The 23647-nt window shown below is 44.7% G+C and carries 20 protein-coding genes and 1 pseudogene; 16 read left to right on the top strand and 5 right to left on the bottom strand.

Annotated features, from left to right (window positions below):
* Positions 1 to 65: 65 nt before the first annotated feature.
* The 3 genes from W03_RS05385 to W03_RS05375 form a co-directional block, all read right to left on the bottom strand.
* Complete coding sequence (locus W03_RS05385) at positions 66 to 3071, bottom strand: Ig-like domain-containing protein (protein ID WP_244071996.1); 3006 nt, start codon at positions 3069 to 3071, stop codon at positions 66 to 68.
* 41 nt (positions 3072 to 3112) lie between these two features.
* Positions 3113 to 6925: a caspase family protein gene (locus W03_RS05380; RefSeq protein ID WP_244071995.1), complete on the bottom strand. Its 3813-nt coding sequence runs from the start codon at positions 6923 to 6925 to the stop codon at positions 3113 to 3115.
* Positions 6926 to 6991: 66 nt separating this feature from the next.
* Positions 6992 to 8644, bottom strand: coding sequence for a ShlB/FhaC/HecB family hemolysin secretion/activation protein (locus W03_RS05375; RefSeq protein WP_244071994.1), 1653 nt, complete (start codon positions 8642 to 8644; stop codon positions 6992 to 6994).
* A gap of 306 nt (positions 8645 to 8950) precedes the next feature.
* Here W03_RS05375 and W03_RS05370 point away from each other — a divergent pair, with 306 nt between their 5' ends.
* The 4 genes from W03_RS05370 (at position 8951) to W03_RS05355 (ending at position 12054) form a co-directional block, all read left to right on the top strand.
* Positions 8951 to 10195 carry an N-acetylmuramidase family protein gene (locus W03_RS05370; protein WP_244071993.1) on the top strand — a complete coding sequence of 415 codons (1245 nt, stop codon included), beginning with the start codon at positions 8951 to 8953 and terminating at the stop codon, positions 10193 to 10195.
* Between the two features lie 21 nt (positions 10196 to 10216).
* The gene (locus W03_RS05365) at positions 10217 to 10705 is read left to right on the top strand and encodes a hypothetical protein (RefSeq protein WP_244071992.1); all 489 of its coding nucleotides are present in this window, start codon (positions 10217 to 10219) and stop codon (positions 10703 to 10705) included.
* 125 nt (positions 10706 to 10830) lie between these two features.
* Positions 10831 to 11019 carry a hypothetical protein gene (locus tag W03_RS05360; RefSeq protein ID WP_244071991.1) on the top strand — a complete coding sequence of 63 codons (189 nt, stop codon included), beginning with the start codon at positions 10831 to 10833 and terminating at the stop codon, positions 11017 to 11019.
* Positions 11020 to 11601: 582 nt separating this feature from the next.
* Entirely contained in the window at positions 11602 to 12054 is a 453-nt protein-coding gene (locus tag W03_RS05355) for a DUF4231 domain-containing protein (protein WP_244071990.1), read from the top strand.
* Positions 12055 to 12069: 15 nt separating this feature from the next.
* On the opposite strand, the pseudogene W03_RS05350 reads toward W03_RS05355, so the two are convergent.
* Positions 12070 to 12171, bottom strand: a pseudogene (locus W03_RS05350) (IS6 family transposase); the annotation flags it as partial.
* 112 nt (positions 12172 to 12283) lie between these two features.
* Between W03_RS05350 and W03_RS13455 the strand changes: the two are divergent.
* From W03_RS13455 to W03_RS05330, 4 genes are all read left to right on the top strand, one after another.
* Positions 12284 to 12583: an IS3 family transposase gene (locus W03_RS13455; RefSeq protein WP_309296084.1), complete on the top strand. Its 300-nt coding sequence runs from the start codon at positions 12284 to 12286 to the stop codon at positions 12581 to 12583.
* Between the two features lie 405 nt (positions 12584 to 12988).
* A complete protein-coding gene (locus W03_RS05340) occupies positions 12989 to 15115 on the top strand; it encodes an AAA family ATPase (RefSeq protein WP_244071989.1) in 2127 nt (708 codons plus the stop codon).
* Positions 15112 to 15984 carry a Pvc16 family protein gene (locus tag W03_RS05335; RefSeq protein ID WP_244071988.1) on the top strand — a complete coding sequence of 291 codons (873 nt, stop codon included), beginning with the start codon at positions 15112 to 15114 and terminating at the stop codon, positions 15982 to 15984. The genes W03_RS05340 and W03_RS05335 overlap by 4 nt, the downstream gene beginning before the upstream one ends.
* A gap of 37 nt (positions 15985 to 16021) precedes the next feature.
* Complete coding sequence (locus tag W03_RS05330) at positions 16022 to 17020, top strand: hypothetical protein (RefSeq protein ID WP_244071987.1); 999 nt, start codon at positions 16022 to 16024, stop codon at positions 17018 to 17020.
* Here W03_RS05330 and W03_RS05325 read toward each other — a convergent pair.
* The gene (locus tag W03_RS05325; protein ID WP_244070736.1) at positions 17001 to 18029 is read right to left on the bottom strand and encodes an IS1595 family transposase; all 1029 of its coding nucleotides are present in this window, start codon (positions 18027 to 18029) and stop codon (positions 17001 to 17003) included. The genes W03_RS05330 and W03_RS05325 overlap by 20 nt on opposite strands.
* 116 nt (positions 18030 to 18145) lie before the next feature.
* On the opposite strand from W03_RS05325, the gene W03_RS05320 reads away from it, so the two are divergent.
* From W03_RS05320 to W03_RS05290, 8 genes are all read left to right on the top strand, one after another.
* Complete coding sequence (locus W03_RS05320) at positions 18146 to 18814, top strand: phage tail sheath C-terminal domain-containing protein (protein WP_244071986.1); 669 nt, start codon at positions 18146 to 18148, stop codon at positions 18812 to 18814.
* Positions 18815 to 18825: 11 nt separating this feature from the next.
* On the top strand, positions 18826 to 19983 hold the full coding sequence (locus W03_RS05315; RefSeq protein WP_244071985.1) for a phage tail sheath subtilisin-like domain-containing protein: 1158 nt from the start codon (positions 18826 to 18828) through the stop codon (positions 19981 to 19983).
* 154 nt (positions 19984 to 20137) lie between these two features.
* On the top strand, positions 20138 to 20572 hold the full coding sequence (locus W03_RS05310; RefSeq protein WP_244071984.1) for a phage tail protein: 435 nt from the start codon (positions 20138 to 20140) through the stop codon (positions 20570 to 20572).
* Between the two features lie 6 nt (positions 20573 to 20578).
* Entirely contained in the window at positions 20579 to 20959 is a 381-nt protein-coding gene (locus tag W03_RS05305; protein ID WP_244071983.1) for a hypothetical protein, read from the top strand.
* The gene (locus tag W03_RS13525; RefSeq protein WP_375792712.1) at positions 20890 to 21114 is read left to right on the top strand and encodes a DUF6760 family protein; all 225 of its coding nucleotides are present in this window, start codon (positions 20890 to 20892) and stop codon (positions 21112 to 21114) included. Before W03_RS05305 ends, W03_RS13525 begins: the two co-directional genes overlap by 70 nt.
* Before the next feature lie 14 nt (positions 21115 to 21128).
* Complete coding sequence (locus W03_RS05300; protein ID WP_244071982.1) at positions 21129 to 21563, top strand: phage tail protein; 435 nt, start codon at positions 21129 to 21131, stop codon at positions 21561 to 21563.
* Entirely contained in the window at positions 21560 to 22987 is a 1428-nt protein-coding gene (locus W03_RS05295) for a hypothetical protein (protein ID WP_244071981.1), read from the top strand. The genes W03_RS05300 and W03_RS05295 overlap by 4 nt, the downstream gene beginning before the upstream one ends.
* Positions 22978 to 23640, top strand: coding sequence for a LysM peptidoglycan-binding domain-containing protein (locus tag W03_RS05290; RefSeq protein ID WP_244071980.1), 663 nt, complete (start codon positions 22978 to 22980; stop codon positions 23638 to 23640). The genes W03_RS05295 and W03_RS05290 overlap by 10 nt, the downstream gene beginning before the upstream one ends.
* The last annotated feature ends 7 nt before the right edge of the window (positions 23641 to 23647 follow it).

Below are 23647 nucleotides of genomic sequence, written 5' to 3'. Positions count from 1 at the left end.
CCCCTAAATCAAACCTTGCGCATATTTGGCATGACACTCTACTTGGAGCCTGCTGGCCGAAAAAACTAAATAACTTCAAAATCAGCTGCTGTTAAAACAGGACTTCCCGTTAACACTGCAAACCTCACTGGAGGCGCATTAACACCAGTATCAGCATTACCACTACCATCGGCATCGTAAAATAGATTACCATTCGCGGTATCGTAAATCAGGTAATCGTTACTATCCAAGGCAACCGCACCCGGACCAGAAACAAAGGTATCAGTTCCAATAGCACCTACTGTCACAAATTGAGCAAAAATAGCATTTTCCAATCGAACGGTATCATCAGCAACGGTGAAATCGGTCATAACATCGACGTTTGTTTCTGAATTCAACGTTGTATCAAATACAAAAAAGTCATTTCCTAAGCCACCGGTGAGCGTATCATTACCTGCGCCGCCAAGTAACCGATCATTACCTTCATTGCCTTGAATAACATCATTACCTGAACCGCCGGTGAGCGTATCATTCCCTGAACCACCAGTCATCGTCAAATTGTTAATAGCCGTTGAAAGAGCCAGCACCACACCACCCGTATTAGCAGCAGCGTCAACGGTGCTTAGGGCTGCTGTACTAACTGAGGCGTTCAATGCTCCCGGTCCTGTAATTGTCAATCCCGTAATAGCCGTAAATGCCGAAACATCAATGAAATTGTTACCGTTTCTTGCATCAATACTCATAGCCTCAATCTTTGCAGCATCCGTCGACGATCGAATAACAGCGCGTGTTGAATCACTGCCCGCACTCTCTGTAGCTATCAATAGGCGATCATTATTACCTGTCACATTATCAAAATCTCTGATATCCGTAGTAGATTGGGTATTTCTTACGCCAAAAGTTGCTGCAATTGGAGCCGCCTCATAGATCAGATAGTCGCTTGTTGATGCATCATTCCAAATCTGTTGCACACCTTGCGTATTAGTAAAACCAATACTGTTCGGGTTGAAAGAGTTTTCAGCCCCGACATTGCGGAAATTAATGATTTCTATATCAGTCAATGATGGATTCCTAGGCAACATTGAATCTCCAAGCGTTGCATTCAGTGTATCTACACCATTGCCTCCATCGAAGACATCTTGATCTTGATGGTTATTTACATCATGGGAATCACTCGTAAAAGTATCATTCCCTGAACCACCAGTCACCGTCAAATCGTTAGTAGCCGTTGAAAGATCCAGCACCACACCACCCGTATTAGCAGCAGCATCCACTGTGCGTAGAGCTGTTGTACCAACTGAAGCGTTCAATGCTCCCGGTCCTGTAATCGTCAATTCGGTAATCGCCGTAAATGCCGAAACATCAATGAAATTGTTGCCGCTTCTTGCATCGATACTCATGGCCTCGATGTTTGCAGCATCCGTCGACGATTGAACAACAGCGCGTACTGAATCACTGCCCGCACTCTCTGTAGCTATCAATAAACGATCATTATTACCTGTCACATTATCAAAAGTATTAATATCCGTAGCAGATTGGGTATTTCTTACGCCAAAGGTTGCTGCAATTGGAGCTGCACTATAGGACAGATACTCGGTTGACGCATCATTCCAAATCTGTTGCGCACCTCGCGTATTAGCAAAACTAATATTGTTCGGTTCGAAATTGTAGAAACCTGCAACATTGTGGAAATTAATGATTTCAATATCAGTCAAAGATGGATTCACAGGCCCAAATAGTATTCCAAGAGTCGCGTTCAGTGTATCTACACCATTCCCTCCATTGAGGACATCCCAATTTTGAAGAGTACTTACAAAAGATTCTCCGTCAGAAGCTAAATCACTCGTAAAAATATCATTGCCTGAAGAGCCGGTTAAATTATCGACAGCAAGTGTTAAGTTAAAGTTTACGCCCGGGGTGGTCTGAAAATTTAGATCACTGGAACCGCCATAGGGATTATCTTTTAAATCTTTAATTGCGCCATTTCCTATTATCACCTGGTAAGCCGTATTCGGATTCAAATCCTCATTCGGGTTGAGCGTGACCATGCTACCGTCAAATATAACTTGAGCAGAATCTGCTACGTTTAAAGGAATTCTGTGACCGTCATTACCATCAATTACAATCTCCCCAATCCCCGCCTTCACCGCTTCGCTAAATGTTAAAACAATGTTTGCATTGACCGGAACCCCAACCGCATTATCCACAGGATCGCTGCTCACTAACGTCGGGAGATTAATATCGTTTGTACTGAAGTTTAACGCCGTGGGGTCACTGGTTCCAGCAAATGGAGTCCCCGCCAAATCGGTAATAACGCCACTAGCCACTTGCACATTATAATTCACATTCAAATGCAAATCCTCATTCGGATTGAGCGTGACTATGCTACCGTCAAATATAACTTGAGCAGAATCTGCTACGTTTAAAGAAATTCTGCTCTCGTCGTCACCTTCAATTACGATTTCCCCAGCGCCCGCCTTCACCGCTTCGCTAAATGTTAAAACAATGTTTGCATTGACCGGAACCCCAACTGCATTATCCGCAGGATCGCTACCAATAAGAACCGGCTCAGTTAATTGATTTATCAAATCTTCGAGGGTATTTCTTGCAACCTGCAGCGATCCATCTGTTGCGTCAACTTGATCTATCCATGCTTGCACGCGCGGGTCATTTACATTGACTTCAATATTGCGTTCATCGAGTAAATCGGTAAAGGCAGTTGCAGCAGTTGCGCGATTATCTAGAATTTTACCGACACTTTTATCTAATTCATTGATCAAATAGGATAAATATTCATGCCACGAATCAATTCCTTGTCGAAATGAATCCGCAGTCAATTGATCAATCTTCTGAACCGTTAAGTTAATATTAAAACCCTGATGAAATAACGCTTGTTTTGCATTACTATCATTATTTCCATATTCAGAAAACTGGCGCACGATAAAATCATCAACATACGCTTCAAATTGAGTTAGGTCGTCGCTTTGCTCATAGAGCCGAGTAAGTTCATCACGCAGTGCAACTGTGCTCGGCGCTCCAGTGCTCAGTAGAATAACTTTCTGAATAAAAAAATCGTCAGGTAAGCTTGGCATTTTGATTCCCTTATTTAGCAATATTAGTCATAAATTGCCGTTTATTCCAACTTTCTAAATTCAAACAGATAATCTCCACCTTTTTCATGCCCTGCAACGGCAGATGCACCATACTGTGGAGTTTGTGGAAAACTCTTGCTGACATCATGTTGCACTTGTTCAAAAATTTTCGTACCTACTTTCCAGCTATCCACACCGTTAAGCGCTTGCATCAAAAACCAAGCGAAGATTGAATGACCGCCTCTACCTTCATCAGCCACCGGTTCATCACCTCCTGATGACATCACCACCACCGACCGTCTACCAAGAATATCGATGGGTTTTAGGCCCTGAATACTACGGTCAAGTTTTTGTTCTCGAGTAAAAGCTCCGGAATAACAACTATCCGAAATCATAACCATTTGCCTCGAACGAATACTCCCCAGCATTTCTGAAACACTGGTGTTGGAAATCCACGTTGCTGGATCTTTTGCTGAAGCATCGGATGGAATCCAGTAGCCATTTCTTGTCTTTTCATTGACAAAGCCATGGCCAGCGTAATAGACAACTACGCTATCATTCATTTCCAATTCCAGCGCGAGCTCATTCAATGTCCGGATAATGTCAGCTCTGGTCGCGTTTTTAACGATACGTATTTCATCGTAGCCGAGCTTATCGGCAAACAATTGACCTATCGCCTCCGCATCGGAGATTGTATTTTCTAGAGATGGAATCGTTTTGTCTGTGTATTGATCAATACCGAAAAGTACAATAACTTTTCGTTCAATCTGTGGAAGACTCGCGATTCGCACTTTATGCATACCTTTAGGTTTACGCTGCTGTTTTTCTGTTAGCTTTGATTTGATTTCCTGGCGCTGTGCATCGGAAATTCTACAAGAATCCGAATCTATCTTGCTTATGCTTGAGCAAACCAACACATCGGATAATGTCGGATCCATTTCTAGCTCATAAATCGCATCCGCAAAGAGTTTTTCCTTATATTCTCTTCTAAAATTAATTAAGTACTGCATGTCAGTCATACTCATTTGCGCCAGATTTAAACGACCAAAATTGGCCGCCGGTGAGTTGGCGATGGAAGTTGTATCCATCACTCTGCCTTCATTGATCGCATCATCTAGGACTGCTTTAGTAGCTGATATTGAAGCGTTCACAGTTTGCACCGAAGTATCGATTGTTGCTTGTTCTTTAGTGGGAGTATCTATAATAGGCGAATTAAATATATACACTGCACCTCTAACATCGCTACTTTCTACCGCTCCCACAATCATGCGCCCAGCATTAAGCGCTACCGACAAGCCAAAGCCTTCTGCATTTGTGGGAGCTATTCTGTTTTGCCACGTAGGCTTTGAAAAATCTGATCCTACAGTCAGCAAATGCACAGCACCATGATCCTTCCCACCCTGATCATCTCCAAGCGCTCCAACCGCCAACCGGTCACCATCGAGTGCCACCGACCAACCAAAAAAATCGGAATCAGCTAAAACAGGCATACCGTTTGTACCAGAAGCAAGTTTACTTTGCCAAGTAAGCCCCGAAAAATCAGACCCCACACCTGAAAGTAAATGTACTGCACCGCGACTGGTTCCTCCGGTACTATCATTAAATGCGCCCACTGCTAAGCGATCGCCATCGAGTGCCACCGACCAGCCAAAAAAATCGGAATCGGCCAGGGCCGACGCAGGCATGTTGTATTTGCCAGGAATGAGCTTGTCTCGCCAGGTAAAATCCACCCCTGTTCCCGTAAACAAATGTACTGCACCACGATTGCTTCCATTCGTACTATCACCGGCTGCGCCTATCGCCAGGCGGTCACCATCAAGTGCTATCGCAGTACCGAAAAAATCAAATTCTTTTAATTCAGATTCAGGTATGTTGTGTGTGCCGGAAGTAATCGTGTCTCGCCAAGTAAGTTCGGAAAAATCCGTTCCTGTACCATTAAATAAATACACAGCTCCATGATTGCCATCATTGATGATTGATCCCCTTGCACCCACTGCCAAACGGCCACCATCAAGCGCTACCGCGGTACCAAAAAGATCAGAATCTGTTAGCGCCGGCATACCGGTGTCACCTGTAACAGAGGAAATTTTCTTTTGCAATGTAAGCCCTGAGGAGTCTCCTTCAATACCAGCAAATAAATAAACTGCTCCTTGATTCAGGCCAGATCCACTATCCCCAGGAGCACCCACAGCTAATAAATTGCCATCAACCGCCACTGAAGCGCCGAAATTGTCCCCATTCGCTAACTTCGGCTGACCATCATGGCTTTCCGAGAATATTTTATCAACTAGCATGAGATTATCTGGTGGATTATCTGTGATAATAAGCCTCTGAGAATCAAACAATACAGTAGCGCCGTCCTCGCTCTGAATGTCTCCGGTTTTCCGGATCGCTCCTTCGGATAACAACCCAATACGACCAGCACCTTTGGCTTGCAGTGAACCATAGTGTTCGCTACTTTGTGTCGACCACACAGCTATTTCGCCGCCTTTGGCAGCAGGATTTATTTCTGTCTCGCCATTGGCTTTAATTTCACTTCCCACCCCTACCAATACTTCGCGTGCGTGGGGCAAATCACCGCTGCCTTGCCATCCTCCGCCCAAATGCACGGTACCACCTTGTGTGCCGCCCGAAGCATCAATATCTGCATTGAGCAAATACACACTATCACCCGTCACTTCGATGATTCCACCCTGCGTATTGCCAATTGCAGTCAGCGTCGAGGAAAAAGCAACCGAATCATTGCCTTCAATCCGAATATGCCCACCTTGCTCGCCATCTGCGCGCAAAGCACCTCCTGCCACGCCTTCGAGTTTTTGGGTAGTGAGTCGTATATTGCCACCCGTACCTTGTGCATTCGAAACATCGACTGTCCCACCGAGATAAGTTGAAGTTTGTGCGGTCAAACTCACGCTCCCTTCTTGTGCAGTAATCTGACCTTGTTGCAGAATTTCATTGGCACGAAGGTTGATATCTTTACCGCTGATTACACCCCAGTTATTCAAAGTGGAGCTGACATCCATATATACCGAACCCCGGTCAGCTTGGGTTTGACTATTTCTTGCCAACGTTGCCTGATCCGCCTTCAGTACAATGCGTCCAGCATCATCGGTACCAAAGCTATTGGCACGAACGATACCTTCTTGATTCACAATGCTGCCATGCAAATCCACTTGACCATTCGATGCTACTAATGATCCTAAATTGAGCACCTGATTTTCAGGTGCTTTGACACGCACCACCACATTTGGCGCACCGGAATCCACAAATTCAACACTTTTACCTGCTGCAACGACTGTTTGGCCGCCGGGTGTTTGCACTAAGCCATCATTCTGAATATGATCCCCCATTAACCACACTCGTCCCCCTAAACTGGTACGAATTTCACCCTGGTTTCTTATCTCACCGGCAATACCGGTCGAGTTAAAGTGATAGTGTTTAGCGAGAAAATCGATATTGGCAATATTCATCGTTGAAGCAACTAGTCCAGCCGCATCGATACGCGCATCCTCACCAAACAATACTCCGTAAGGATTGATCAACCAGATATGACCATTACTGCCCAGACTGCCGAAGATATGGGAAGGATCGTTACCGATAACTCGGTTTAGAACCATACTGGTCGCATCTTGTTGTTGGAAGTAAACACTACTATCAGAACCGATGGAAAAACTCTGCCAATCGAGTATGGTATTGGGACTATTCGTGATCGTCATATGATTACCAACAGCATCAAAAACAGCACCTCCATGAATTATGGATGGATCTACTGGTAATTGCGCATAACTGATGGATGAATGCCCGATTAATGAAGCCGCAATCATCCCTAGTGCTAGAAAGTAATTGAGCGCCATAGCAATTATTTCCTTTTCCACAAATAGCAAATAAATACTATATTATGATTTTTAATCATGTCTTTCTTAATAGTGGAAATTAACTGCCAAGTGTCCGCGTGATGTTCCAGCTGCTTTCTGGGTTCCATCCACTAATGCATATCCAAAATCCAAGCGACCCGAGAATTTTTTACCAATGGCAAAGCGGATTCCTCCACCCACACTGGCGAGTTCGCAGGGTGATCCATGTGCATTACAAGGCATGTGATAATTGTTTCCTACCCAGCCAAAATCAAAAAAACCAAGAGGACGTAAATTCAAACTTTCAGAATTAACTAATTTAGCAAAGTCCGGACCGAGGCCTTCAATGTTAAAGGATGTTCCATAATCGCCAACAACCTCCCTTTCACGATAACCGCGCACACTGATGAAACCACCCATCGCACTGCCGCCACCGCCAATACCGAACTGTTCCCCAGGAACCAATGCATGAGGGCTATATTGCGCCAAAACACGTGTTGCCAAACCAAATCCTGCTGGCAAGTTCCAATTAGTAAATCCAAAAAAGCGCCATACAACATAATGCTTATCTGCATCGAGACGTGCCGCATTAAAAGTCGCTTGGTTACTACCGCCAAAGTTACCGGATATATTGGTATTGATCCCCCAAGAAAATATTGGCCCGTCTTTTTGACCGATATAACCAAAACTTACTGGTGCGATAGTTACATTTGCAGCAATCCTATCGCACGCAGCAATGCCAGAATTCCCTCCAAAAGTACAGTTATTATTAAAATACCGCCAATCCCAACCAAGTGTGACACGGTGATCGTATTCACCCAAACGAGGAAGAAAACGATGAGCTCGAAAACCTGCGACATCACCTTTACCGGTAAATCCAAATGGACCGACGCCAACCGAGGCAGCTGAGGTTAAGCTTTCAACATTGGAGTGTGCATAAAATGCATCGAGTGCCGCAAATTGGCTATAAAAAGGAATTCGGTAACCTACGCTATAAATCTGGGCACGACTAGGCTCGGTGGGTGAAGTCTGAAACTGAAACGTACCGATATGATCACGATTCCATAAATTCGCGTGTTGAATCCCAACGTTTGTCCTAAAGTTCCCTGTACCTGGCGTACCTGCACTATCGACCCCAAAAAGAAGTCGAAGCGGCCTTTCATCAGTTACCTTAGTATCAACATTGATTCCACCTGGGTTGGCACCGGCTACCAACGTAACTCGTAACTTCTTCGTTGGATTCTCATTAGCCATTTGAATATTACGATCAATATTCCTGGCAACTGGTGTTTCTCCTTGCTCTAAATGCGGTAGGCTTCTAAGAATATTAATTTCATCGCGTTCTGCAAGACCAGAAATGTTTATCTTATCAATTTTCCCTTCTAGTACCTGAATAATGACATTCCCATTTTCTAGCTTTTGTTCAGGTACAAAAGCAATGACCCCTATATATCCAGCCTCGCGATAAGCTTGTTGCACGGTAGTCGCTCCTTGCACAAGATCATTTAGAGTGCGGTCATCGCCAATAAGATAAGCAATCAATACCATTAGCTTATTTTCTGGTAATAATGTATTGCCCTGAATATGAATCGATTTCACAGAAAATGATTGGGACTGAGCTGGCGCACTGGCAGGATTCGTAGGTAGCGGCTGACTTTCCACATTCCCATAAAAAAAAATCGCCACCGCTAGCAGCAAAAATCCTCCGATTTTTTTCACTCCTTGCTCCCCTTATTTTTCCTTGCAAAGAGTATTTTTTATATTGTATATAATATACATCCGTGCCAAGAACTACAGATTGTTATTTTTGTGTATCAACCGCACCACTGCCCTCTTCTTAGGAGTATAACAATACAAAACGATAGTATAAGTGATAAAAATCACATTCAGAAACCTTTGCAAAACTATCCACTCGTGGCAGAAGCCTCTCAGCATACATCACCTGTCATACACCAGAAATGATCATAGCTCCAGGATCAATAACCATGACATAATTTGTGATTTACTCAGTAAAGGAGAAATGCAATGAATTATAGTACTGAGGAAGTACCTGACTTGATTTTCCTATTCCAGCCGCAGAGCAATCCCGATAGGGGATTGAGTGAGAATGACTACAATCTAGCGGCAAGCCAATTGAAGGTTGAATCTGCGGTCATCAAAGCGATTGCCGAGGTTGAAACCGCCGGTGAAGCATTTGATAAGCTTGGACGTCCACGGATTCTCTTTGAACGTCATTATTTCCATCGACTTACTGGCGGTAAATACGATATCGCATATCCTGATATCTCAAATAAAATAGCAGGCGGTTACGGAAAATTCTCTGAACAATATGGGAAGCTAGAAAAGGCGTATAAACTGGATTCAAATGCCGCCCTGAGCTCCGTCTCTTGGGGGCGATTTCAAATCATGGGAAGCAATTATCGTGCTGCCGGATTTAATTCGGTTGAAGCATTCGTTTTCGCAATGACAAAAGCAGAACTGGAACACCTCAAGGCATTTGTAAGCTTCGTAGCTAATGACAGCTCCATGCTTAAAGCCCTAAGTAATAAAAACTGGGCCGACTTCGCAAGGAAATATAACGGTCAAAACTATAAAGAAAATAACTATGACTCAAAATTGAGTGAAGCATACAAGCGCTTTGCTATCAATTATAGTACAGAGAAAGTGCCTGACTTGACTTCCCTATTCCAACCGCAGAGCAATCCCGATAGGGGATTGAGTGAGAATGACTACAATCTAGCGGCAAGCCAATTGAAGGTTGAATCTGCGGTCATCAAAGCGATTGCCGAGGTTGAAACCGCCGGTGAAGCATTTGATAAGCTTGGACGTCCACGGATTCTCTTTGAACGTCATTATTTCCATCGACTTACTGGCGGTAAATACGATATCGCATATCCTGATATCTCAAATAAAATAGCAGGCGGTTACGGAAAATTCTCTGAACAATATGGGAAGCTAGAAAAGGCGTATAAACTGGATTCAAATGCCGCCCTGAGCTCCGTCTCTTGGGGGCGATTTCAAATCATGGGAAGCAATTATCGTGCTGCCGGATTTAATTCGGTTGAAGCATTCGTTTTCGCAATGACAAAAGCAGAACTGGAACACCTCAAGGCATTTGTAAGCTTCGTGGCCAATGACAGTTCCATGCTCAAAGCCCTAAGCAGTAAAAATTGGGTTGATTTCGCAAGGAGATATAACGGTCAAAATTATAAAGCGAATAACTATGACACAAAATTGAGTGAAGCATACAATCGTTTTAAAACGACTTAATCTTTCTTCATATAAACAAACATGCAAAAGCTTATTCTTATCTTTTTATTGGGCCTGATTCTGGTGTCATGGCAAGCAAAAGCTTCTCCAATTCTGGGTTTATGTGAACCTCAGGAAATTCAATTCTTTCATTGCAAAACCAAAAAAGGAAGCTGGGCTAATCTTTGTGGCACTTCATCAGGAGGTCTGCAGTACCGCTTTGGCCGTTCCGGAAAAATAGCGCTGCGGTACCCTGAAAATCCTGCCGAAGGAAAAGAACAATTTTTGTTAGCTCGGTATTTCCGTTTTCAAACCAATCGCATCGAAGTGACTTTCCAAAATCAAGCAGTTAGCTACACAATTTTTGATTATACTGAAGGTAAGCATCGCCACGCAGGATTGCGAGTGAATAATAAAGGAAGCGAATCAGAAATTCCGTGTTCTGCCCCTTTTGTCAGTAAGCTCGTTGAGCTCGAATCAGTTTTGGATTGCGACCCTGACAATGCACTTAACGGTGGCGTATGCCGTTAAGGCTCTGTTGCAAAAATAGTGCGGTTTCAGGGTGATAAGCTTTGATCTGTTAGCTATGCGCTGTAAACGCTGAATTGTCCGCCGATAAATCGTATCCTTCGTACCCCTCCTTCTTCAATTCATCAATGGCAAGGCCAAAAGTTGGCGCTTTATCTGTGTTAATTGTTTCTGGATGCGCTCATGGCTTTATAGATTTCTGGCCTTTTCCAAAAGCAGTTAAATATCTTGTGCTAGGACAATCCATTCACACAAATCAACAAAATTCTATTCAATATTTTGTATCAAATCTCTTTGACCTTTTTAAATTACTTTGAATGATCAGGCTCTGATTTTTTATATATTTCATCGCTTGGATACTATGGATGTAGAAATCAAAGAAATCTTTTGGGAAATTGAATTTCGAGAGCAAAATGAAAAGGGGGATTACAATATGGGACGTCATTAATTTATCACCTTGAACGATCAATTCGATCGAAGATGAAAAATTATTTAATGTAGTTATTAATTCAAATGGCTCAGGCGCTATGAATCGTTCTGTATTCCAAAAAAATCGAATCAGAAGAAAAAGATATGAAATTTATTGAAATAAAAATAAAGATGTTACATTTCTGGCTACAGCTAGTAAAGGTTCACCAGTAAAGGCGAGACAGGGCAATTAATTCGAACACTCGATGCCCATGAAGGAAGAATGTTTTTGCAGAGTTTTAACCCTGATTCTCGTCAACTACTCACAATAAGTGGTTTTAGTGAGGTTAGCGCCTGGAAGTTATTTTAAAATGGATCTTAGGAATTTAAGTGCTTATAGAAGTGAAGTGTGTTTACAGATTGTGTTAATTCTTTTGTATTTCTGAAAATCATGAAGAAACATATTGTTAGACACAAAACAGGAGTCACACATGGACGAAGAAGAATACATAATATCAAGAGTAGACAGCCAAATCGACTGGTATGATCGGAAGAGCAAAGCTGCGCAGTGTTGGTTTAAATGGTTAAGAACGATAGAAATTTTCTCTGCCTCAGCAATTCCCTTAATAGCTGGGTTTGCGAAAGATCCTTTCCCAGCAACCTTAGTTATCGGACTACTAGGCACTTTAATAGCTTTAATATCCGCATTCATTGGCTTGAATCAGTTTCAAGAAAACTGGACAGAATATAGAGCTACTTGCGAATCATTAAAGCATGAAAAGTTTTTATTTTTAACTAGGACTGACCCATATCAAGAAGAAATGTCATTTCGAAACTTCGTTCAACGGGTAGAAAGTTTAATATCAAAGGAAAACAGCACTTGGTCACAGTACACACAAGCCGCAATCGAAAAAATTGATACCAATATGACAAGAAAAAATTAGCAGAGTAAATGGTTAAGTTGACGCTTTATCTGCGTTGATCGTTTCTGGATGTGCCCATGGCTTGGTAGATTTCAATGCTTTTCCCAAAAAACGCTTGGCCGCCCTCATATTTCGGGTTGGTAACTGATTCCATATTTGCAGTGCCATCTGACACAGCCCAAAATGATGCTGCTCTGGCAAGACCGTCATTTAAAATCACAACTCTTCGCTTCTGTCCGTCTAAAAAACAATGCTAAGCCACAATACAGATTTTTTGCAACAGAGCCATTGCAATGGCCGAAAAACTGTACGACGCGTTTTCCAGAAAACTGACCGTGATCTCACCAGCACACACGAGAAACCCATGATGCAAAACGTTTGCATCATGATTTATCGGATCACGGAGTACAAACCACGCCAACAAACCATTGCTGAGATTACCGAATATATCGAAATATTCTATAACCGACAGCGCAAGCAAGAAAAATTGGGCTATTTATCGCCTGTGCAATTTTCGCAGCAGTACTATGCAAATCTACGCACTGCCTAAACACATGGACTCCATTTTTGACAGCACACTTCAGTCATCTTACTTCTCCTTAAAGCAGAACATAATGTGTCCGTTCAAAGGAGGCAACTCCAACCCCAGTCCGCATTGATAGCATTAGGAATAGAAAGAATTGTTGGAATATCCTCTTAAGGATAACTAACTACTATTGATCAAGCTAATTATGTTATTGGCCTTGAGTCTGATTGGAATATAGATAAAAGTTGTTTTGTTTTTTTTATTGGGATATTATCCAATTGCAACTGTTGACTTGGGAATTTGGCTACAGCTAAGGATATTCAAGAATAATTTAGTAGTATTGCCAAGATAATAACAAGGCCATCATCTTAAAAGATGATGGAAATAAGAAGTTAAAAAACCCTAATTTATTGGGTTTGGCGGCGGATAATGATAACAAAAATAAAAGTTGATAAAGTGAATGCAGCTGAAGGGCTGGCCATAGCTTTTACTCGACTGGATGGTTTACTAGGATCCGCTTTAGACTTAACCCAAAATTTATACGAATCGGCTCAATCCGGAATCTTACCGGGTTTGCAAATACAGCCAGAAGAAGTCAGTCGCTTACTCGATCGGCCTCCATGCAAGTCGTTGTTGTGGAGTTCCTTGGTTAATTCAAATGAAGCCTCCATAAAGCACTCTCCCAGACTTTCTCTTCTCGCCAAGCATTTTTGCCTTAGCACATTTGATATCGATGTACTCATTATTGCGATGGCTCCGGAGTTCGATCTCCGTTACGAACGTATTTATGCCTTTTTACAGGACGATATTACGCGAAAACGTCCCAGCATTGATCTGGCACTTAGCCTGCTATGCCAGACAACTGAGGAGAAACTGGTTAATCGAGCCAGATTTACCCCAGAGTCGCCCTTGCTAAGGACAGGACTAATTACGCTTGGTTCTGAAGCGCATCAGGCAACCTATTCTTTTCTCTCCTCAACATTATTTATTAATTCTCGATTTGTTCAGTGGTTATGCGGTGAAACAGAAATGGATGAACGACTTATCTCTTTTTGTAGTCATTCAGAACCGACTATGGCTTTGGATGACCTATACTTGAATGACCCCATTAAGACAGCCTTAAAAAGATGGATAACGGGAGCCGACAAAGAAGATGCTGCGTGTAACATTTACTTGTACGGCAAAATAGGTTCTGGCAGAAAGCAAGTTGCCGAAGCTATTGCCATGCAAAAAGGCATGCGGTTAATTACTTTCAAGGTAGAAAAAGCATTAAAAATGCACTTGGATTTCAACCAAGTTTGTCGACAACTCGTTTTAGAAGCATGGTTCCAGAGTGCGCTTATTTACATAGAGAATGCTGATGTATTAGATTTCGAAAGCCATAGACATGAATTTCAGTGCATATCTGAGTTAATTGAACGGAATCCTGGTCTCATAGTGCTTTCTGGCAAGGATGAAGGTTGGATTTTTCGTAATTGTCTATATTCAGTTATGACGCTAGCTTTGACCATGCCCACTGTTGAAATCAGGCAAGCACTATGGCAAAAACATTTAGCGGATACTCCCCTCACTATCTTAGACTTCAACCATTTGGCGCAACGATTTCGTTTTACGCCAGGACAGATTTCAGCCTCTTGTGAAATGGCTCAAACGCAGGCGAAATGGCTTAAGTTGATGACCCCTGATTACAAACTTAAGCTAAGCGACCTGATGCTTGCCGCACGAAATCAAACAGGCCATGCGCTAAGTACACTTGCCCGAAAAATTTCCCCCAGTTATCAATGGAACGACCTAATACTACCAGATGATCAACGCTCACAGCTTGAGGAAATCTGTTTACAGTTCAACCATCAATACACGGTTTACAACGTTTGGGGATTAGGCAGGAAATTATCGCTCGGTCGTGGCTTGAACATATTATTTTCGGGACCGCCAGGTACGGGCAAGACTATGGCCGCAGAGGTCATAGCGAATCAAATAGGTCTTGATCTTTACAAAATCGACTTATCTCAAATCGTCAGCAAATACATTGGAGAAACCGAAAAAAACCTGGATAAGATTTTCAGCGCCGCCGAAGATGCCAACGCAATTTTATTTTTTGACGAAGCTGATGCGCTTTTTGGGAAGCGCTCCGAAGTTAAAGATGCTCATGATCGTTATGCCAACATTGAAGTCGGTTATCTTCTGCAAAAAATGGAAGAGTATGAAGGTATTGCGATTCTGGCGACCAATCTGAAAAATCACCTGGATGATGCGTTTGTCCGGCGCTTACAATTTATCATTGAGTTCCCTATGCCGGATGAGAATTACCGAAAACGTATTTGGGAAACGTTATTTCCTGCTGATGTTCCCGTTGGAGATGATGTCGACTTCCAGATTTTGGCTCGGGAAATACGAGTAGCAGGAGGTAATATTAAGAACATCGGGCTCGCTTCGGCCTTTTATGCAGCGAACGATGGCGGTGTCATTCGCATGCCACACCTCTTGCACGCAGCACGCCGGGAACATCAGAAACTCGGCCGCAGTTGGAATGGGTTTAAAGGAGCGGCTTCATGATTCGCGATCTCAGTGAAACCTTACGGAAAATTTTGGATGATAAAGCACTTGCCGTCGATTATCCGGAATTGGAAGCCGCCCAGATTGTGTTTGACCGGCCAGCGGAATCGTTTAGTCCTGCGCAAACAACCATCAATTTGTTCTTGTATGATATCCGGGAAAATATGGAGTTGCGCACCAACGAACCTATCACCCGCTTCGTTGACCAACGGGTAACCATCCAGCGTCCGCCTTTACGTATTGCTTGCTCCTATTTAATCACCGCCTGGCCAGTGGGCGGAGCTGAACCAATCCTGCAGGAACATCAACTGCTTAGCCAGGTTTTGCAAGTTTTATCAAGCTATTCTCATATTCCTGGTAAGTTTTTGCAGGGCAAACTCAAGAATCAGTCGCCGCCATTGCCTGTTATGGTTGCCCGTTCCGATGGTTTGAAAGATCCCTCCGAATTTTGGACTGCTCTGGGTAATAAATTGCGACCGTCGATTACCGTTTCGATCACCATCAGCATGGATAAGATTGAGGAAAATCCAGTAGAAGCGCCGCTTGTGCAATTACACGATATTATTCTTGGCCTACGTTCTGCCCCAACTGAGGAACGTGTCATGCCTGATCAACGCTCAGAGGGCTATCGCGTGGGTGGATTCGTCAAAGACGCTGATGGAAATCCTCTCGAAAACGTGCTGATCAGCGTGGTTGATTTGGGACTGACAACCCATACGGATGCAAATGGCTGTTACCAGTTTGGATTACTTACTGCCGGCACTTATACGATTAAAGCAGCCAAAGAAGGCGGTCCCGAAAAAACGATTAAAGTAACTGTGCCGGTTAAAAATAAGCAGACCGAAAATCCCATGAACATAGAACTGTAAGCTTTTCAATTTCATTTTTTTTTGCAAGGAGAATGTTATGGCTTTTGTAAATTTAGCAAGTTATAAATCACCCGGCGTGTATGTCCAAGAAATCGATTCCGGTATCAAGGCGATAACTGGTGTCAGCACTAGTACCACCGCGTTTATAGGCGTTCTATCGGAATTCGGAAATAAGACAGCGACTGCAAATGAGAAATTTAAGGGAAAAGGAGATGCTGGTAATTTCCTTCTGAAGAATTATCCTGTTATCACAACACAAGGTTCTTATCGCGTCACAGTAGATGGAATTAAGGTTGATGGTGATGATGTAAAAATCGTAGACGATAATTCTGCCGCCAAATTAACATTCAAAAATGCTGAAGCGCTTGATGATAGTAAAGAAATAACAATAAGTTATGAATACAAGGTTACTTTTAAAAAATCGGAAGACTTTGGAAAAAACAAAAAAATTCAGACTGAGTTTGAAATAAAGAGCTTTTTACTTGCATCAAATCCAAAACCTGGGATAAACCAAATATTAGATAAATCAGTCAAAGTATTTACAGATGGTGCTTCCACTTCGATTGAGACAGATAAAATAACTATATCTGATAACTCCAAAGATGAAGTAGATCCTTCTAAATATAAAGTTGTTGTTAAAATAACGGATCAAGCACTGATTAAAGATAAGTCGGTTACTATAAGTTATCAATATATGCCACCGGCATACCCCAAAAATACTCCCATACTTTGCACGAGCTTTGGTGATTTCAAAAACACTTTTTTTGATTTGTCAGTAGCGGAACCAAAGCGTTTTTTGGCACAGGCGGTCTTTGGTTTTTTCAATAATGGCGGCAGCCGCTGTTACATTGTCTGTACCGATAGCGCGGGGAATATTGAAAAAGAGGTATTGCCTGCCTTAGCAAGTATTGATGAAGTCGCACTGGTAGCCGCTCCCGGGCAAACTGAAAAAAGCATTCAACAATTGCTTATCAACCACTGCGCGCAATACGAAGGTATTTTCCGTGCTTATCCGGTTAACTCCCAAGGTAGCTAGATGTAGTAGTGGGCCGTGATTTTTTTGTATAAAGTTCAGCATACGTCGGCGCAGTGACATCACCAGCAATGCCAAGCAGGGAACGGAATGCGTTGAAAGGGTAGAAACGGCGGTTGAATCGAAACGTGAATTCGTTGAGATAGGCTTGCAGGTGTTGCGGGCTGACGCCGTGGTGAATGCCACGTAACCATGTTTTGAGATTGGAGAACACGAGGTGAATGATGGGCAGAAAAGTTTCGGCAACTTGCATGTCGCCACGTTCCGCAACGGCGGTATGAAGATACCCTCGCTTTTCAAGCGCCGCGTAGCCGCTCCAGTCATCGGTAATGATGGTGGCGCCTGGCGTAACGACGCGCTCAATGAAACCGCCCAACGATTTGGCACTGCGGTCTGGCACCACAGCGAGCCGAACACGTCCGGCGTAACGCCCAGTCCTCCGCTTATTGAGGCTGCCACCGTGCTTGCGCTGTTTAACCTCGACCGCACCGGCGACGAGAACCATGTCGTGAACGCCTCGACCCTTGCCGCGAGTACGTCCTCCGACGTAGGTTTCATCGGCCTCGACGGCATCGAAGGGGTTGCCACCAATCCGATCTTGGTCGGGACGCACCATGCCGACCCGCAGTTTGTGGAGAATCTGGAAAGCAGTCTCATAACGCGACAGCCCGAGTTGCCGCTGGAATTGGGCAGCAGACATACCGGGTGTTTGGCTGGCAACCAAGTAGGCTGCCCAGAACCATACGGAGAGAGGTGTGTGGGTGCGTTCCATGACGGTGCCCGCAGTGAGGCTCGTGTCTCGGTTGCAGTGACGGCACCGACAAACGCTGGGGCGATTGGCGAAGCGATAAGGCTCTCCGAGTGTGCCGCAGTAGTCACAAACGAATCCGTCGCTCCATCGGGCGCGCTCAAGATAGGCCGCGCAGGCCGCTTCGTTCGGGAACAGTCGCTGAAAATCAGGAAGCGAGCGAGGGAACGGCAAATCGTCTCGCTCAAGCACGTCGATAACCATGACCACCTCAGGTTGGCGCAGATGCTCAACATACTACCGGTAGTGGGCTTGGGAGACAACCGGATAAGCACGGTATTTTCTACCGCTTTGCTATCCTGGATGGCCCTGAGAATGGAGTGGCGGATGAAACAAAACTGGACAGACCCGGCAATACCGATTACGCGGCTTGGTACTTTCCCTGGATCAAAGTCGCTGATCCGGCTAATCCCAAAAACATGATCAACGTGCCACCCAGTGGCCATATTGCCGGCATTTATGCCCGTGTCGATACTAACAGAGGAGTGCACAAAGCGCCTGCCAATGAAGTGATTCGCGGTGCGCTCGATGTAACCGTACCTTTAAGCAGATTCCAACAGGACGGTTTAAACCCCAAAGGCATCAACTGTATCCGCATGCTGAACGGCAATATCCTGGTGTGGGGCGGGCGCACCCTGGGCGGCAGCGCCAACTACGATCTGAAATATATCAATGTCCGCCGCACGTTGTTGTTTTTGCGTAAATCCATAGATCAAAACACGCAATGGGTGGTATTTGAACCCAACACACCGGCTTTATGGCAAAAGATCACTCGAAACGTCAACGCGTTTCTTACCACTGTGTGGCGTTCCGGCGCTTTATTTGGGAATACCGCGGAGGAAGCCTTTTATGTGAAATGCGATGCCGAAAACAATCCACCGGATGTGCGGGAGGCAGGCGCAGTCGTTACCGAGATCGGTGTGGCCATTGCCCGGCCGGCAGAGTTTGTTATCTTCCAAATAAGTCAATGGTCAGGACCTAACCAGTAAAGGGAGAAACGATGTCCCTTGCCTACAAGGTTCCGGGCGTTTACCGGGAAGAGGAGTTTCAGAAACCGGAGGTGCTGCTACCAACTGGGATAGCTGGCTTCGTCGGTGTTGCCAAAGCCAAATCAGATGGCAATGGCAATCCCCTTGCCACGCGAACGCAACCCACGGCGTTATATCACCCGGAAGACTTCGATTTTTATTTCGAAAAGCAGAGCGATAGCTTTCTAGCTAACGCGGTTAATGGCTTTTTCCAGAATGGTGGCGTGTGCTGTTATATCGCTTACGCTGAAACTAAAGCTATAGAACAGCTAGAGAAAGCGGTTGAAGTGCTAGCGCCGTTGACTGATGTCGATCTTATTGCGGCTCCGGATGCGGTAAATTTTATGGAGCCTGAAACTCTTCTTCAGTTTCAACAGTGGTTATTGAACCATTGTGCGGAACAAGGCAACCGCCTCGCTATTCTGGATATTCCCATTCAGGATCTCCAATCGGCACCCGACGATTATCTGGAAAAGCTTGTAGCTATCATGAGTACTGCCAAAACATACGGGGCAATTTATTATCCCTGGCTAAAAGTGAATGAAGGTCGCCCGATACCGCCCTGCGGTCATGTCGCCGGCATCTTCGCTCGCAGTGACGCCAAAGCAGGTTTCTTCAAAGCTCCGGCCAACGAAGAAATAATGGGCGTGTTCGATCTTGTGCCGGACGTAAGTTTTTCGAACCAAGAACAATTCAATCCCCTCGGCATCAACTGCATCCGCGCCACACCCGGCCGCGGCATCCGGTTAATGGGGGCGCGCACTTTGAGCAGTGAACCGGAATGGCGCTATATCAACGTCAGGCGACTGGTCATCACCTTGCAACGCTCGATTGATGCCAACATGGGCTGGGCGGTCTTTGAGCCCAATACCCTCGATCTTTGGGTTCGGATCAAACGGGAACTTGATACGTATCTGCACAGCTTGTGGCTACGTGGCGCTTTGCAGGGTAATACGGCCGAACAGGCTTACTACGTAAAATGCGATGATGAAACGAATCCGCCTGATATACTCGATAACGGTGGGGTGAGAACTGAGATAGGTATTGCTCCCATAGTCCCAGCGGAATTTGTGGTGGTTCATATCGTCCATCGGCAGCAATTATCTACCGAAGCAGGAGGTAATGTTTGAATCCAGGCACAAATAACGATGCACATAAGCAGGTACCGTAGTTAACGATTTTCAGAACTCACGAATTAACGTTTTATTTACATGTTTTTTGTCAGAAAACTTATGTCGATGTACATAAAAAATTTTTACTAACTAATACAACAGGAGAGCTACCATGCCCACAGGTACACGCACCGATCCTTATCGCGATTATAATTTTTTGGTTGAAATAGACGGCATCACCCAAGCAGGCTTTCAAGAGGCGGGCGGACTGGATGTTTCCACCGATGCGATTGATTATCGTGAAGGCAGTGATCCCCTGCATGTGCGGAAGTTACCGGGCATGCACAAATATTCACCGATCACACTGAAGCGCGGCATTACCGATTCCGACGAATTATGGAAGTGGTACCGCACCGTGCTCGACGGTAAACACGAACGTAAGAATGGCTCCATTATCCTGCTGGATGAAACTGGTCAAGAAAAGATCCGCTGGAATTTCACTAATGCCTGGCCAAGCAAATGGACAGGGCCTTCATTCAATGCCACCAGCAATCAAGTTGCTGTGGAATCGCTCGAGATTACCCATGAACAGGTGCAGAAGGCCTAGAGGTCAATGATGCTGCAAACGGAATATACATTCACATTGCCATTAGGCTATACCGATGCGGAAGGAAACCTGCACCGCGATGGCGTCATGCGGTTAGCGACTGCCTTCGATGAAATCGCGCCGCTTAAGGATCCTCGCGTGCAGGGAAATTCAGCTTATCTTTTGGTGATTTTGTTGGCGCGCGTCATCACCAAACTTGGCAGTCTTGAACAGATTAATCCGAAAACCATTGAAGGTCTGTATGCCGCAGACCTGGCGTATTTGCAGGATCTTTACCGGCAGATAAACGAGCATGGCCATAGTCTCATTCATACCCGTTGCCCACATTGCGAAAAAGAATTCGACGTGGAGCTAGACAGCGCGGGGGAGTATGGCGCTACCCCTTAACGCGGCTCTATGAGGAGGTAGCTTACATTGCATATCACTTTCACTGGTCGCATGCGCAGATATTCGAATTTGAACACCGGGAACGGCAACAATGGGTAAACGAAATTGCAAAAATCAACCACAATCTCAATGAACAATCGAATGATGATCGTTAACAGGAGCTGGCTTCATGTTGCGCCGTGACCCTTTAAGCGCTTTCAATTTTCATGTGGAAATTGAAAATCTGTTGATTGCCGGTTTTGCAGAATGCAGCGGTTTGCAAGCAGAGATGGAACCCCAATCTTATTTAGAAGGCGGAGTGAATAGCTTTGAACATAACTTCTGGGGTCGTACCAAATTCCCTCGCCTGGTATTAAAACGTGGCCTGACGCAGATCGATGGTTTATGGGACTGGTACTGGAATGTCATGCAAGGCAAAATAAAACGTAAAAACGGTACGATTTATTTGTGCGGCAACCACCGGCTACCAGTGATGGCGTGGCATTTTTCGCAAGCATTACCGGTCAAATGGACGGGTCCCGATCTTAAAGCCGACTCCGCAACATTGGCGTTTGAAAGCATTGAGCTGGTGCATCAGGGTTTGCGCTGGGAAGAGATGAGATGAATCAAAAATCTAATGGCAGCTTTGAATCAGAACCTACAGCACCGCAGCAATTGGCGCGAAGGCTAGTAAAACGCGCTACCGCGCCAATAGGCGTGATCGATACAAGGCGCAGCCAGGCTCACTATCTGCGCTTGATCGAGTGGTTGTCCAGCCGCTTTGCTTTACCGGCTCAGTTGAAATCGCGACGGCAATCAGGCGACTCGATGCTCGCAGCATCAGGCGTATTTGTTTATCGCCAACAGCCTCCTCATTCGTCCTATCACACCGATACGTTGGTTTCTAAAAAAAATGACACAAATCATTCAGATAATTCTAACCGCGCAACAGGTGTCGTTATCAACCGTACTCAAACAGGCTTGCCAGCAAAAAGTTCTGAACACTCTACTGTTTGCAAAACCCGGTTCGCAAAAATACACCCTGTAAATACCTATTCTGAAGTCGACACGGAAACTGTAACTATCAATGCCAAAGATAACCACGCAGTAATCAATCCGCCTTTACCAGCAAAGGAAGAAAAACCAAAATCGATAACTAAAAACAGTGAGAATCAGCCTCTGCCTAAACCGGAGCAACAGCAGACAGTATGGCGGTTACGCCGGGCCAGTATTGAGTCAATATCAGGGCACGATCACAGTGACATTACTCGCACTCATGATTTTCGTTCCACTGCCATAAAAAAGAACGATAATTTCTCGATTGAAGCCAGTCAACCTGATTCAGATCAGTATTTTGTCAGTAAACAACGGAAAAGCGCTACGCAGGCAGCAGACACCGCAAACGCCTGGCCAGAAAAAAACCAGATCCTCAAAGAAACTATTCAAGCCAATCAGAAAGATACGCTACCCAATGTTTCAACACCAGAAACAAAAATGATTAGTCATAGCAAATCGGCGTCTATTTATTCACGCGCGCTGATCGACAAGGAATTGCCTTTGGACTACGCTTCTCCTCACCCTCAAGCGGCTAAAAAAGCATGGCAAATTACCACCGCAACAAACACACGCGCGGATCCGGTTTACGCCACTAATTACGAAAGGTTATCAACGCCCAAGCAATCACCAGCAGCGTCTGATACTCCGTTAATAAGGCAGCAGCTTAGAAACTCTACACTCAGTTTCTTAAGGCAGCGAAAGAATGACATTGCTGACCCGACAACAGCGCAAGTCTATGACAATATTCCAGAGTTGGCGCTCCGCAGGGAAGGTAGATCCCGCTCTGAATTCAGCACAATTGAATCTTCCTGGCAGCAACAAAAGAACAAAATGGATTCACCGGACAAGCAAGCCTTCATGCCGGAATTGGAACACACCCATGACCGTCTTAGCAAACGCGAATGGACTCAGCTTATTGACCGCGTTAGCCGCGTTATCTGGAATAAGCTGATCATCGATCTTGATCGGCGGGGTATTCGCATATGGCGCTAGAAAAACTCGTCATCACGCCGCTGGGCAAAAATGGCGGCCGGCTAGAACAAAAAGCCGTAAAGGTCATGTTCAATCCATCTGACTATTCGATTTCAAAATCGGTGAATTGGGAATCTGGAAGTACCGACCGGCGTTTCAATGCACCTGGAATCATTTTTAAAGGAGGTGGAAGCCGAAAATTAAGCTTAAAGCTATTCTACGATGTTACGGAACCGGTTAATGGTGTCAAATACGCCGATGTTCGTGAATTGACCAATAAACTCATTCTATTTACCCGCATGGACCGTGACCTGCAACGCCCCCCAACTGTGCAGGTAAGTTGGGGCAAGGCGCCGGTAGGATCGGATTTTCCATTTACCGGTGTAATCACGAGTCTGAGCCAGCAGTTCGTTTTATTCTCCGGTAAAGGCAAACCACTGCGAGCGAATGTTGATATTGATCTTTTGGAATACATAAAACCGGAGATGGATAAGCGGGAAACTGACCCAGAGCTCACCACTTATCGTATTAAGCGCGGCGACACGCTCGCCAACATTACCGCTACACTGTATGACGACGTCTCTGACTGGCGTCGGATTGCCGAAGCCAATGGCCTTGATAATCCACGCATACTTGAAATTGGCAAGCTTCTGACCATACCTGAAAGTGAGTAAGTTGAAA

It is taken from the genome of Nitrosomonas sp. PY1, from assembly GCF_022836435.1.
Lineage (GTDB): Bacteria > Pseudomonadota > Gammaproteobacteria > Burkholderiales > Nitrosomonadaceae > Nitrosomonas.
Note: the sequence above shows the minus strand (reverse complement) of the source record. Positions and strands in the feature narration are given on the sequence as shown.

Excerpts from the sequence above, each read along its gene's own strand:
- W03_RS05365 (WP_244071992.1), top strand. The coding sequence starts at position 10,217 with ATGCAAAAGCTTATTCTTATCTTTTTATTGGGCCTGATTCTGGTGTCA.
- W03_RS13455 (WP_309296084.1), top strand. The coding sequence starts at position 12,284 with ATGCTAAGCCACAATACAGATTTTTTGCAACAGAGCCATTGCAATGGC.
- W03_RS05335 (WP_244071988.1), top strand. The coding sequence starts at position 15,112 with ATGATTCGCGATCTCAGTGAAACCTTACGGAAAATTTTGGATGATAAA.
- W03_RS05355 (WP_244071990.1), top strand. The coding sequence starts at position 11,602 with ATGGACGAAGAAGAATACATAATATCAAGAGTAGACAGCCAAATCGAC.
- W03_RS05300 (WP_244071982.1), top strand. The coding sequence starts at position 21,129 with ATGTTGCGCCGTGACCCTTTAAGCGCTTTCAATTTTCATGTGGAAATT.
- W03_RS05385 (WP_244071996.1), bottom strand. The coding sequence starts at position 3,071 with ATGCCAAGCTTACCTGACGATTTTTTTATTCAGAAAGTTATTCTACTG.
- W03_RS05290 (WP_244071980.1), top strand. The coding sequence starts at position 22,978 with ATGGCGCTAGAAAAACTCGTCATCACGCCGCTGGGCAAAAATGGCGGC.
- W03_RS05360 (WP_244071991.1), top strand. The coding sequence starts at position 10,831 with ATGGCAAGGCCAAAAGTTGGCGCTTTATCTGTGTTAATTGTTTCTGGA.
- W03_RS05380 (WP_244071995.1), bottom strand. The coding sequence starts at position 6,925 with ATGGCGCTCAATTACTTTCTAGCACTAGGGATGATTGCGGCTTCATTA.
- W03_RS05325 (WP_244070736.1), bottom strand. The coding sequence starts at position 18,029 with ATGGTTATCGACGTGCTTGAGCGAGACGATTTGCCGTTCCCTCGCTCG.
- W03_RS05370 (WP_244071993.1), top strand. The coding sequence starts at position 8,951 with ATGAATTATAGTACTGAGGAAGTACCTGACTTGATTTTCCTATTCCAG.
- W03_RS05295 (WP_244071981.1), top strand. The coding sequence starts at position 21,560 with ATGAATCAAAAATCTAATGGCAGCTTTGAATCAGAACCTACAGCACCG.
- W03_RS05340 (WP_244071989.1), top strand. The coding sequence starts at position 12,989 with ATGATAACAAAAATAAAAGTTGATAAAGTGAATGCAGCTGAAGGGCTG.
- W03_RS05315 (WP_244071985.1), top strand. The coding sequence starts at position 18,826 with ATGTCCCTTGCCTACAAGGTTCCGGGCGTTTACCGGGAAGAGGAGTTT.
- W03_RS05330 (WP_244071987.1), top strand. The coding sequence starts at position 16,022 with ATGGCTTTTGTAAATTTAGCAAGTTATAAATCACCCGGCGTGTATGTC.
- W03_RS05305 (WP_244071983.1), top strand. The coding sequence starts at position 20,579 with ATGATGCTGCAAACGGAATATACATTCACATTGCCATTAGGCTATACC.
- W03_RS05310 (WP_244071984.1), top strand. The coding sequence starts at position 20,138 with ATGCCCACAGGTACACGCACCGATCCTTATCGCGATTATAATTTTTTG.